The organism is Paenibacillus sp. JT22N1 (assembly GCF_059692155.1).
This window is the reverse complement of the sequence record NZ_JCAUAW010000011.1, coordinates 184,572-196,920: the sequence shown is the minus strand read 5'-3', so window position 1 is coordinate 196,920 and position 12,349 is coordinate 184,572. Positions and strand designations below refer to the sequence as shown.

Annotated in this window: 14 protein-coding genes and 1 other annotated feature; of the genes, 3 read left to right on the top strand and 11 right to left on the bottom strand. The window is 41.5% G+C overall.

The window, feature by feature from the left end:
* Positions 1-138 precede the first annotated feature (138 nt).
* Positions 139-405, bottom strand: a binding site (T-box leader).
* A 165-nt stretch (positions 406-570) separates the two neighbouring features.
* Complete coding sequence (locus tag AC58UU_RS21750; RefSeq protein WP_171689317.1) at positions 571-735, top strand: hypothetical protein; 165 nt, start codon at positions 571-573, stop codon at positions 733-735.
* A 79-nt stretch (positions 736-814) separates the two neighbouring features.
* Here the strand turns inward: AC58UU_RS21750 and AC58UU_RS21745 are convergent, their stop codons facing one another.
* The 8 genes from AC58UU_RS21745 to AC58UU_RS21710 all read right to left on the bottom strand — a co-directional run bounded on the left by AC58UU_RS21745 (position 815) and on the right by AC58UU_RS21710 (position 8,298).
* Entirely contained in the window at positions 815-2,317 is a 1,503-nt protein-coding gene (locus AC58UU_RS21745) for an MDR family MFS transporter (protein WP_497318805.1), read from the bottom strand.
* A 451-nt stretch (positions 2,318-2,768) separates the two neighbouring features.
* Positions 2,769-3,191, bottom strand: a complete 423-nt coding sequence (locus AC58UU_RS21740) for a GTP pyrophosphokinase (protein ID WP_497318803.1) — start codon at positions 3,189-3,191, stop codon at positions 2,769-2,771.
* A 214-nt stretch (positions 3,192-3,405) separates the two neighbouring features.
* Complete coding sequence (gene coaW / locus AC58UU_RS21735; protein ID WP_497318961.1) at positions 3,406-4,206, bottom strand: type II pantothenate kinase; 801 nt, start codon at positions 4,204-4,206, stop codon at positions 3,406-3,408.
* Between the two features lie 65 nt (positions 4,207-4,271).
* Positions 4,272-4,610: an HIT domain-containing protein gene (locus tag AC58UU_RS21730; protein ID WP_497318801.1), complete on the bottom strand. Its 339-nt coding sequence runs from the start codon at positions 4,608-4,610 to the stop codon at positions 4,272-4,274.
* 164 nt (positions 4,611-4,774) lie between these two features.
* Positions 4,775-5,749, bottom strand: a complete 975-nt coding sequence (locus tag AC58UU_RS21725; RefSeq protein WP_497318800.1) for an NAD(P)-dependent alcohol dehydrogenase — start codon at positions 5,747-5,749, stop codon at positions 4,775-4,777.
* A gap of 40 nt (positions 5,750-5,789) precedes the next feature.
* Positions 5,790-6,464 (bottom strand): DUF4386 domain-containing protein, encoded by a 675-nt coding sequence (locus AC58UU_RS21720; RefSeq protein WP_497318798.1) that lies wholly within the window; start codon positions 6,462-6,464, stop codon positions 5,790-5,792.
* A gap of 36 nt (positions 6,465-6,500) precedes the next feature.
* Positions 6,501-7,406 carry an NUDIX hydrolase gene (locus AC58UU_RS21715; protein WP_497318796.1) on the bottom strand — a complete coding sequence of 302 codons (906 nt, stop codon included), beginning with the start codon at positions 7,404-7,406 and terminating at the stop codon, positions 6,501-6,503.
* A gap of 211 nt (positions 7,407-7,617) precedes the next feature.
* On the bottom strand, positions 7,618-8,298 hold the full coding sequence (locus AC58UU_RS21710) for a DUF6022 family protein (protein ID WP_497318794.1): 681 nt from the start codon (positions 8,296-8,298) through the stop codon (positions 7,618-7,620).
* Between the two features lie 113 nt (positions 8,299-8,411).
* Between AC58UU_RS21710 and AC58UU_RS21705 the strand changes: the two genes are divergently transcribed.
* Both AC58UU_RS21705 and AC58UU_RS21700 read left to right on the top strand, forming a co-directional pair.
* Positions 8,412-9,128 carry a TetR/AcrR family transcriptional regulator C-terminal domain-containing protein gene (locus AC58UU_RS21705; protein ID WP_497318792.1) on the top strand — a complete coding sequence of 239 codons (717 nt, stop codon included), beginning with the start codon at positions 8,412-8,414 and terminating at the stop codon, positions 9,126-9,128.
* Positions 9,088-9,549, top strand: coding sequence for a lipocalin family protein (locus tag AC58UU_RS21700; protein ID WP_497318790.1), 462 nt, complete (start codon positions 9,088-9,090; stop codon positions 9,547-9,549). The genes AC58UU_RS21705 and AC58UU_RS21700 overlap by 41 nt, the downstream gene beginning before the upstream one ends.
* A 118-nt stretch (positions 9,550-9,667) precedes the next feature.
* Here AC58UU_RS21700 and AC58UU_RS21695 read toward each other — a convergent pair whose 3' ends face one another.
* The 3 genes from AC58UU_RS21695 to AC58UU_RS21685 form a co-directional block, all read right to left on the bottom strand.
* A complete protein-coding gene (locus tag AC58UU_RS21695; protein ID WP_497318788.1) occupies positions 9,668-10,453 on the bottom strand; it encodes an arylamine N-acetyltransferase family protein in 786 nt (261 codons plus the stop codon).
* Between the two features lie 38 nt (positions 10,454-10,491).
* The gene (locus AC58UU_RS21690) at positions 10,492-11,298 is read right to left on the bottom strand and encodes a phosphotransferase family protein (protein ID WP_497318787.1); all 807 of its coding nucleotides are present in this window, start codon (positions 11,296-11,298) and stop codon (positions 10,492-10,494) included.
* A gap of 134 nt (positions 11,299-11,432) precedes the next feature.
* Complete coding sequence (locus AC58UU_RS21685) at positions 11,433-12,263, bottom strand: GNAT family N-acetyltransferase (RefSeq protein WP_497318785.1); 831 nt, start codon at positions 12,261-12,263, stop codon at positions 11,433-11,435.
* Positions 12,264-12,349 lie beyond the last annotated feature (86 nt).

Genomic DNA, 12,349 nt, shown 5'->3' with positions numbered 1-12,349 from the left:
TCCTTTCAAAATAGCATGATTAAGGGGAACCCCTAAATATATATTCAAACAGTCTGATTCGGTGTACCGCATGTTGCACGTGAGCTGATCTTTTAAAGCACCAATAAAAAAAATCCCACCCCCAAGACTATAGTCAGTCTTAGGGACGAGATTGTATTTACTCGTGGTACCACCCCAAATTCGCTCATATGTCGCCATATCAGCCTCTTCAAGTACGACATTACCATGTAATGCGTATACTTTAGCTCTGTAACAGGAGCTCCTGACACATCATCACCCTTTTCAGTAGGATCCGATGTGCTGCTCTGAGGCTTTTTTCAATAAAATATTCTTTACTCCTTTTCAGCAAACCGGAGCTCTCTGTGAAAGAATTCATTTATTTACTCTTCTCTTCACCGCATTTGATTATTGCGATTATATTATCAAAAAACCATTGTAAGGTAAACATAAATTTTGAAAATTCGAATTCGTCTACACTTAGTAGAAAATTCATAGCCTTTTTCAGTGTATAAAAATTTACATACGGTGGAAAACTATTCCTTGTTGTTATTCTAATAAAGGAGGTGTCACATGCCCAATCAAGATAATAATCAGGCAACAAAGGCAGAAGTACAGTCTACGGAGTTAAACAAAATGCCTGTCCCAGGTAAAGATGATACGGAATTTTCCGCAGAGGAAGCAGCAGAGGCATTTAAAGAAAATCAATCCTCCAGCAGCAGATCACAAAATCAATGATCTTCATATGCGAAAAAGCCCGGTTCCACTTGGACCGGGCTTTTCGTTTTTCTATAAGATTAATGTTAATTCAACTTAATTAATGACCAACCATAACTGGAATTTCGGCACCGTCCGTGGACTCGCCTTCCACCCTCTTTGGCTTTTGTAGCATAAGACCAAGCAAACCGCCGACAACCGCGATACCCAGCAGAACTAAGAAAGTGTACCCAAAGGAAGAAGCATACAAGTCTAAATCCGGCTTCTGCTTACCTGATTCAACCATTAAATTTTTCATCTTCGTTGTAAAGATCGTCATCAAAATGGCGATAGCGAAGGACATCATAACTTGCTGTGCAGCGTTCGTGAGCGACGTTACACGTCCAACCAAATTCTGTGGAGCGGATTGGATCAAATGATTATTGAGAGGCATCATAAACAGTCCCATTCCCGCGCCTAGCAGTGCAAGCGGCAGGATCACAGTACCGACACCTGAATCGCCAGAAATATTGGACAGTAACAAGGCTGAAATCGATGTAAGTACCATCCCCGCCAAGACGAGCGGACGCGCTCCGAAACGATCTGACAATTTACCGCCAATTGGCATAAATAAACCGGATGCCAGAGCTTGCGGAAGCATGATGAGCCCCGTTTTCAATGGACTATAACCATGAGCTTGTTGTAAATATAGAGGGACGAGGAACATGGTTCCGAACATCGCAATCTGTGAAATCCATTGCACGATAATCCCTTTTGTAAAATTACCTGAGCGGAAAACGCGAAGCTCGAGCAGCGGATTCTTACGTCTTAACTCCACAATAACGAATAAAATAAGCGCCACAATACCGATTCCTGAGCCAATCAACGTATCAGCATCCATCCATGTGGATTTCCCAGTGATCGGGTCAATACCACCATTAGAAACACCGTACACTAGCGCCGCAAAGGCAATTGGCCCTAAAAGCATGCCAAGTAAATCCAAGGATGCAACCGACTGCCGCCCAATATTCGGTAATGTACGGATTCCGAGAATAATACCGATTACCCCGATAGGTAGGTTAATCAGGAATATCCACTGCCAGCTGTGATATTCAACTAACCAGCCTGCAACGACAGGTCCAAGCGCCGGACCCAGCAAGATCGGAATACCCATCATGCCCATGACTGCCCCTACTTTTCCTGGCGGCGACAGACGATAGATGAACGCCATAGCAATCGGTACAACAACACCGCCACCCAAACCTTGGATGATACGGAAAGTAATCAGCATTTCAACCGAATTAGCCAGCGCACATAGACCAGAACCAATAGTGAATAGACCTACCGAGATCAAGAATATTTTCTTGGCGCCAAATCTGTCGGATAACCAGCCCGCTAAAGGAATGACCGCTGCTTGTGCCAGCGCATATCCGATCACGGTCCATTGTACTAAGGACAAGTTCAATAGATTAAATTCTTCCTGCAGCTTGGGAAGAGCAACGTTTACCGCCGTTCCGTCCAAAATTACCATGAAAATCCCAACCACAATTGCCACCAACGGCCCTAATATGCTTCGCATTGAAAACGGGGCTTCTGTTGCTGCAATGTTTTTACCTGAAGACATGTATTCCCTCCATCCGATTCAGCATCCTCTGCTGACTCTCTCTTGTCTAACACCAAATTTTACGGACAATTGTCCGATTCACAATGATGCTAACGAAATATTGTTTATTTGTCAATAGGCTGGAAGAAGTTCTAAATTGTCCATTAACTGAAAAAGCTGCCCAATTTAATTGCGGCAGCCTAGTCAGGATATCACCTCTTCGATTATTTGTTTCATTCAGTTATTGTCTTTAAATCACTTACTTTTAATAGTGCCTCTCTATTCGTATCATGATATACAACCCTAACTTCTAGTTCATAATCATCAGTCAACTCGAAAGAAAGGATTGTGCATTTCCTACCACGATTCTTCGTCTTTCTTGGATTGTCTGGAGCAAAAACATAGGAGCCTCCAATAGTAAGATTAACCGTATCACTCATTACATCCGCAATCCTCTCATGTTGTATTTACGTTATTCGAATTTCAGTTCTGCAATTGCCTTCTTGTACTTATCAATCCTTGCATAGTCTTTATCAGTTGGGTTAGGAATACGGCTAATATCACTGTTATCCTCTAGATCCAAAAGCTTCACTTTCGTCGCTAGGGGGTTTAATTTGATCCTCTTGATAAAGCCTTCATATGATTCATCTGCTCTTTTTGTAAGGCAATCTAGAGCTTCTATAATTTCTACGCTAAATCCTGCATTCTTTAAATCAAATAGAGTAATATCTGAATCTTCTACAACATCATGTAAAATTGCTACAATTGATTCTTCTTCACTGCTGGCTTTAGTTGCTAATCTTGCAGGATGTAATATGTATGGATTTCCACCTTTATCTGTTTGACCATCATGAGCTTTTGCGGCTATTAGTATTGCTTTCGTTAAAGTACTCATTTTCACAACTCCTTAATTATAAAAATTCCAGCTGCATCATCTATTGTATCATACCTCGATTTCCTTATTAACTATGTGTTTACTTCAAATTCCTTCCAATTAGAAGACGAAATGGCAGCCGATCAATTAGACCGGCTGCCGTTTTCTTGTGTTGAATGTTCCATACATCCCGCCCCTTCACTCAATGAACAAAGCAGGTTGCCTAAATGTGTAACTAAGGAGTAACGCCATAGAGTAAAGCACCAATGGCTCCGGAATATTCCCCATTTTCAACAAATACCGGTAAAGCTCCTCTTAAAATAGTATAACTTTGAACTGTTTCTTTAAGTAGATCATTTTGAATAAACGAGGATCCGATATAAACAACCGATGAAACACCACAACTCTTAGCCGCAAGAACGCTGGTAGTTGCTACTGTTTCACCTACGAGTCCGACTATCGAAGCCAGAAGTTCATCTTTGGCAAACTCTTGATTAGAAAATGATTGTAAAACCCTACCAAAGTTACTGGCCGTTAAATCGCCTGAGATAGGAGGTTCTGCTCCCTCATAAATGTGACTCACTTTCAAATCGATTCGATCTCGTATTCCCTTAGCAGCTAATTTAACGATAACTTCATAATCCGTTAAACCAGTCAACAATTTAGACAAACCCAACAATGTTCCACCACCAACACCTGTTCCTCCAACACGTTCATGTTTGCTATTTCCAACGTAGTGAATTGAAGTCCCTGTACCAACATTAGTTAATACATACTCTTGCATTTTTGGATCGTATTTATTAAGAAGATACTGCACTCCCCGACATGTTGCCTCAAATTCAATAATACGTAATGGTTTTTGAATCATTAACGTTTCAAATAATGATGCCTTGCCGCCGGTAAGACATATTTGGGCACCATCAATTTTATTCATTTTTGAAGCAACGTATTCAATTTGGGCCACAGGGTATTTGCTAAAAGTAAAGGAGTTATTTTCCTCACAAACAACTTTGATTAGCGTACCGCCAGCATCAATTCCAATATTCTTAATTACTGAGCACTCCTCTCAACGAAAAGCCAAAATCTATCTGTTCTTATTATTTAATCAGCTCCGTTTAGGGGCTGCCCATAAACCACGTGGAAATGAAGATGTTTCGAATCTTGATATTTCCCAAGATTCGTTATTACTCTACACGCACCATATTCGGATACCACTCCAGAAGCTACCTTTTTGACAATATCCATTAATTCAATTAGCAGGTCATTATCGGCATATTCTAAAGTAATGAGTGAAGAAATGTGCTTTTTCGGAATAGTCACAATGTGCACTGGGTAAAAAGGGCGGGTGTGGTGATAGGCAAGTACATTATCGGTCTCCATTACTTTCTGTACAGGAGTTCGATCACTTAAAACCTCTTCACAATAGAAATCTTCAGACATGTCTCATCACCCTCCACATAATAAATTACCTTTTATGAACGCAGCCTTTGGTTTTTCTTATCCTTAAATAAGAATCTACCCCACGTTATATCCATCTGGTCCATATGCGTTGTCTAAATATTGCTTTACTTCATACATTGATTAACACCTCGCTGGGCTTTGTTTTAATGTTCCATACGGATGACGACTTTTCCTTTGGGGTGTCCTTCTCCAAGATATCGGAGAGCTTCTGCAGTCTCACTTAATGGGTAACGTCTATCTATAACAGGTACTACTTTGCCAGCCTCAAAAAGCTCCTTCATAAAATTTTGATCATTTTTGTTTGGCTTGTGCATAAGTAATCCCAATTTCTTACTCCCTGTCATTGAAATCCATGGTCCTAGGAACATGACTTGGAAGATTCGAGACATGGAACCTCCTACCATGACATAAGTGCCGTTGGGACTTAATGCACGTTTGTAATCGAAAATCGATCGATATCCCGCAACATCAAGAATTAGGTCATAACACTGCCCATTTTGTGTGAAATCCTCTTGAGTGTAATCAATAACCTGGTCTGCACCTATCGATTTCAGCATATCCAATTTCTTCGTGCTGTCTACGCCTACCACTTCAGCCCCAAATGATTTGGCAATCTGCACTGCAAACGTACCCACACCTCCACCTGCACCATTAATTAAAACCTTTTGACCTTTCTGAATCTGTCCTTTATCGCGAAGTCCCTGCAAGGCGAGGACTGCTGCTTGTGGTATGGCCGCTGCTTCCTCGAATGTCATACTCGCAGGTTTCAGCGTTAATGCATTCTCACGAGCACATACATACTCCGCAAACCCGCCCCAGCTACAACCGGAAATGTCCCCGAATACCTCATCACCTGGAACAACCTGTTTTACGTCTCTGCCAACCGCTTCAACCCGCCCCGCTATGTCAGCTCCGAGTATGTTGAATTTTGGTTTTAGAATCCCCCCATCAAGGCGGACTAAGAATGGTGTACCTCTCAAGAGATCCCAGTCCCATGAATTTACGGATGCAGCATATACTTTTATCAGTACTTCATTGTCCTTTGGAGTAGGTTTTTCTACCTCTTTGAGTTTAAGAACGCCAGTAGTTCCGTATTTTGTGTATACAATCGCCTTCATGAAGATTGCTCCTTATCACCAATTTGTGTTTTGGTTTTCTTTATTGATTGGGTTTGATTGCAGATGAGTTAAATCCTTTAACTATCAGCCATATCGGTAGTATTATTTCAAATAAGGCTCCTGGAAGAAATAAATACATTCCTGGACTATAGCCGAAAATTTCTAACAAGGCGCTTGTTAACAACGATGCGTAGCCAATAAGCCCAAAGACTGAAATTAAACGCGGAATGAGTTTTGATTGATATAATAAATAACAAAACAACAGGCTAACTAGACTAAGAACGATCATTGCCACCTGAAAGGCCAAATACTTCCCTTTTATTGCTAACGTGCCTATCGTTTGAAAATAGGCAGTATCCGGAGCTCCTGCTTCTATATATTCCTGACTTAATGTAATTAGTAATAATGGGCTGATTGCACCAACAATAAGGATTATGGCCTCAATAACCCTGAAAGCAACGTAACCAAGTGCGATAGTTTCATTATACTTTTTTAAGATTGGAAACAGTATGATTGCAATACCAACAACTGCAGCGGAATTAATTAACTCAAGGAGCATTCCTATTATCACTGTGGTTTTATTTGGATAAACATGAATAAGATAATCCGGATCTTTGAGAATGGATTCAATAAGTCCATTACCTAGTATATACGCAGCCGTTGCAGCTAGAAATAATACTCCAACAATTCTTGCCGTTTTTTTGTTTGAATTCATTTCTTACCTCCAACTATCATTTAATGTTTACTCGCTTTATAAATATCGCCAATTCGGATTGAATCTGAACAGTTTTGCAGGCCTATGCCCTGCATCCTTAGTAAATTGATTGGTTTCCATAACCATGTCAGCTATCTTTCTTCTGAACGCTGCAGAAAGCAGCTCTTTTCCCAAAGTAACCTCATAGACCTGCTGGAGCTCTGATAATGTAAAAAGTTCCGGCATCAGATTGAAAGCTAAATCTGTGTACTCAATCTTATTCCTTAGCCTCTCCACTGCATATTGGATCATTTCCGCATGATCAAATGCAATTCCATTCGAAACGATAACCTCTCTTTCTACCCTTGCTGTTTTTCCAGAATATTTTTCGACAACTTTAATAATAGCCTCCAGGATGTCCTCATCGTTTGAAAGAGTAATTTTTACGACTTTTTCAAATATCAAGTCCTTCTCCAGCATGGTTTTCTTCTCTTCAAGCACACTGTACCTAACGTTGAACCACCTAGCATCATCGGCATCATCCCCAGCCTTCACTTCGAGTGATCTGCAATCAACAAGTGCCATATACGAACAGCTGATAACTCGTGTACGAGGATCCCTATTTACATCACCCCATGTATAAAGCTGTTCCATATAAACATCATCAATATTAGTTTCGGTTTTTAGCTCCCGTAAAGCAGCTTCATCAATACTCTCGTTCTCTGTTACAAAGCCTCCGGGTAAAGCCCATTGCCCTATATAAGGATGAACCCCCCTTTTAACCATGAGAAGTTTCAGTGACTTTTCCGGCAGCTTTCTATAGTTTTCTTTTTCCTCATCAACTACAGTGAAAATTAACATATCTACGGTAACAGACGGGCTTTGATAAATACTGGCATCATACTTCTGTAAAAACTCCACTTCAGTAAGTCCCTGCTTATCTCTAAGTTGCTCTTTATTCATGTGTAGTTCACCCATTCTTTGATTTCAACATTGTGTTACAAACAAGTTGTTATTATCAATACGTTAATATCATTTAAACTTTAATTCCAATCATTGTCAATACCTTTTAAAAAAAAGAGTTATCCTCAAGTAGCTTACCTACTTAGGGACAACCCTCTATCTCCGTCAGCTTTTAATTTATTATGAGCTCCCCCCGTTGTTACAGGTTGGTTTAGTCCATCAGCGGGCGTTTGAAGTACGCAATCACTTTGCCTCCAGCTGGAACGACGGACACAAGTTCCCATCCGTACCGACCCCAATGGCCTAGCGCATTGTCCAAATTCCAGCTGTACAGCTGACCGTCTGCTGCGGGCTTTAGTCCATCTCCGATTGAAGTATCTGTCGCGTACTCAAACCGCTGACTCGGGATGGATTGTAATTGCGGCTGAGGCATTCGTTCCTCCCTTAAATCCCAGCGGATTCGGGTTGAAGCATCTGAGAGTGCGGCGATAATGGCTTCCCGATCCGTAACTTCAAGTGCCAAAATCCGCGGTGCTCTTGGCATGAAGAACGAGCGGTGCGAATGATAGGCCTGCAGCACCAACGTACCCAGCTCTTCACCTTCCGATGACTTTACGACATACCATACACACCGTTCCCGTTCTTCAGGCGGACCCCAGTTCTCAATGGAATCTTTTAAGTTAAATCCGCCCCTGATGATGAAACCATCAGCGGCAAGCCGCTCTGCGACCGGCGTCATAAATTGTTGAATCCACGCACCATAGGCGCGATCGCCGAACTTCTTGAACATCTCGGTCAGTTCATCCCTCTCCTCGTCGTAGACTGCTTTCCAAGCATGGGATAAAATATCTCCGGCAGTACGGGCAATGTTTTCTATTGTGGTTGTTTGCATGTATATACACTCCTCTTTTTGGTTAATCTAACAGTGATAAATAATAATATAATACCGTTAGATTAAACTGTTGTGCTATACTTGTCAAGAGATAAAATGGAAGGTGACACCATATGGCAAGAAGACGAATTCATCCCTTAACGACAGATAAGGACACAAATCGGAGTGAGCCGCTTCACACGCCACTCGATCGGGCCCGAATTGTCGGGATCATGCTGGAACTGCTGCAAGCTGAGGGCTTAGATGGCATCAGCATGCGCAAAATCGCCGATTCACTTGGCGTGAAAGCCTCATCTTTGTATTACCATGTGAAGGACAAAGAACAGCTGCTTCATCTCTTGGCAGAAGAGATCAGCACGAAGATTGATTTTCCCGATACCGCTTTGGATTGGAAAATGCAGCTGCGGCTATGGTCGATGAGCTTCCGCATAAGTCTGCTGCAATACCCGGACGCTGTACACATCATGAACGCGACGCATGCGGCAAGCCCTAACCGTTTGGCACATATCGAATTTCTGTTTAGGGCGCTCGTCGAAGCCGGATTTAAGGATGTCCAAGTGCCGTGGCTTGCTTCTATGCTCAAAAACTTCATCTACGGCTTTGTCGATGAAGAATGTCGATTGCGTGATCGCGTGAAGCTTTCTCAGGAAAGCCGAGAAGAATCGGAGACAAGATACAAAGAGATTGAGGCATTGCCTAAGGAGCGATATCCCCACTTTATCCGGCTAGCCGCTTACACGACTTCTGTGAATTGGGAGGAAGAGTTTTCGTTCGGGTTGGATGTTCTGCTTGCTGGTTTCGTTGATAAACTTGCAAGCGGTCAACACTAGTTATTGTATACAGGAGCGGCTGTTCCTGACGTTGAAGTCCGGGTGTTTTCATGACCCTGTTGTTCCGGTTAAGAATGGATTGACGTTAGATGGAACGTACAAATATATCAGCTATAGCGGCCTTGTTGGCATCAATGCTTTTTCCACATCATCGACCGAATACCTTTCCTTTGCAAGCGACGGCACTTTCGAGAGCACTGACCTAAGCATAGCCAGCCTGGATGTTATCGAATCCGGTACCCAATCGTCCACTTCTAAGAGCGATACTGGAACATACACCCTTTCGGGTAACACAATAACTCTCAAGTATAAGGACGGTACCACGGCACGTATGCTTTTCTTCGACCATGACGTCGACGGGATTGATACTCTTCAGGACATACAGTTAGGGAATAATCGCTTTTATATACCAAAAGATTAGGTTTTTTCTTGTAGGCTGCCATCGTCCAATTGGACATTTGGTAGCCTTTTTGTCTACTCTATCATCGAATTTTCGTGAGCAGGAAAATCAAAAAAAGAAGCCGCGTCAATACAGCTTCTCATAGTTCTTGAAATCCAAAATGCTGTTTTGCTAGCTCTTTGAATTTAATGTTGTCAATTTGTTCTTTTTCCGATTTACCGTTAATCCATTGTGTGAAAGAAGTATCGGTTAACGTTACATTTCCATCGTTTGTAAGTTGGGTAATCAGTGGGGTTTTGTTGAATCGTGATTCTTTGTGCTGAACTATGATTCCTTGGACTTCGTTCAATTCAGATAAATTCTCTAATGGTCGTTTTGTATCAAAAGCATACCCTATTTTCCAATCTGTATCTTTATATTTTAGTTTCATTTCAAGTATATAGTCGCCATAATCACTTTCCATTGCTTTGACTCGAAATTCTCCATTCACAGAGGAGGTAGTTTCTCCATTTAGCGGCACAGGTTTTAGTGGTAGGTTTCCACCAAATCCGGTATCGACCAAGTACGTTTGACCTTTATGCTGCAAAAGAATAGTAACATGAGTTCTCCCAAGTTTTGAAAAGTCCTTCATTGCATAATTATATACTTCTCCACGAACTAAAGCTGCATTAAACCCATTTTCAACTAAGAAAAAATAAAGCAGTGGATTCAATTGATAGCATAGACCACCTTCATTTTTTACGAGCATTTTGGTAATCAAACTCTCTTTTGTTATAGCACTTGTTTTATTTGAAATGATGCTTAAATTTTCAAAAGGAAGGGATGTTGCTGTTTTCCTAAGAATGTTATCTAATGTTTCAAATGTAATTTTTTGATTCTCTGGAATGCCAATTCTTTTACGAAATAGTCCATTCAACTCAACCATTATGAAGATTCCCTCCATGTTTTTGACTCAAAGATTAATTATTGCGTACGTATGTAGGTCATCAATTGCTTGGCGTGGCGCCTCATATCCTCTGTACGTTGCCTGAAAGCGCTGTAGGCGATGTGGTCGAGGCTGATGTGGATGAGACAGCAGAGAAGACGTTCCTCTGATTGTTTGGGCCATCCTCCATGTTTGTCCCAGTGATTATCTAGAATTTCCTGCAAGTCAATCTCTTGCCATTGCGGAAACCAAGGCCACCAATAAAGAAACAAAGCGTTATCGTAAAGAGGATCACCATAGAACGCATTTCCCCAGTCGATTACCCCCGTAAGCCTCCCTTCGTCCACCAGCACATTTCGGTTCAAGAGGTCGTTATGGACGATTCCTCGGTACTCTGGAAGCATTGCTACGAGCTGACGCAGCCTTTCTACCCCAGCATCGAAGACCCGTGCCTCCTGAGGTGAGGCGTCAAGCCGCTCGCGCCAGCCCGCGAGTCGATCCCTGGGCTCAGCTACTGAGAGTAGCTCGGCCCCCCAGCTCGAACCAGCCCCGTCTGGACGCCAAAGACCAATTCCCTCTGTGTCTGTGAGGTCAAGTTTTTGAAGTTCGTAGAGAGCGTCTAGCAATTGCGGCAGGACAATTCGTATCTCAAGCCCATTCAGCTCATCGAGATGCTTTCCAGAGACTCGCTCGGATACGGCGTAGAAGCCGCTCTCCGTCTCGCCTACTTCAAGAACCTTCGGAATCGGAAGTGTGTCCGAGGAAAGTGTGCCCATCACACGATCCTTTTGAAAGTCGTCCAGATAAGTGCCGAAGCGGATAACCATTGCATGCCCGTCGAGCATGAAGGAATAGGCTTTCGACCAATCACCGGCAGCAAGGGACACAAGATTTTGGGCACGGTCACCGAAATGTGCCTTCACAAAACGGTCAGCCATTTGATTGAAATCCTCCATAGGTTCCTCCCTGTATATGTCGATTATTTTAAAAGAATAACGATTGAATCCATTATCGCATGATATCCAATTTGAGTATAAATTTTATTCGAAGTAGGATTACTAAAATCAGTGTATAAACTTGTTGTTTGATAACCACGATCTAACAAGATTTGAGTGAAAGCTGAAACACAATCAGAGGCATATCCCTTTTTTCTTTCGCTAATTGGTGTGTAAACATAGCTGATAGTTATATTATTTGGGGTTGGTCGTGTAGAAGCAGCCATGGAAACCATTTCTCCGTTCACTTCCCATGCTACTAAACTTCCTTTATTTATCATTCTTGTAGCTCTTTTATCTGCTTCTTCTAAACTTATAGGTTGGTTAGTTTCATTACAAAACTGATACACCCACTCTTTAATTGTGTGATGATCATTTTCTATAATTCTCCGAAGTTTTCCATTTGTACTTGGTTTCTTCATAACTTTTTCTAGTTTATAAATTTTTTGGTCCATTTGGACAATTGCTTGAATCCCTTTAACGTTCGAAATATACATAGCTAGTTCAGTAGTTAATTTCTTTTCACCTATAAATCCAGGTATATCTTGCGTTGCGATAATCAGCTTTTCTCCTATATCGTGAATTTCCTTTGATGTAAAGGAAACAGATTTTGATAAAATAATTTGACTAGGATGTGTTTGTAGTAAGACCAACCCGATTTCGTTGTCTTTTATTACAGTAGCCATAAAAAGAGGACTTTCATCTTTTTCACTTAAAGATTGCAAGACACCTAATACTAAATTGTTTTCAGCTTCATATTGTTCTAAGAAAGGGATAACATCTTCCTTAAATAAGGTAAGATCATCATATTTCATGAGTCTTATCAAACAAACCATCCCCTTTGGTCAGTTAAGTTAATTTGGAAATGTTAAAAAAACCGCAATATACGCGGCTTGTAATG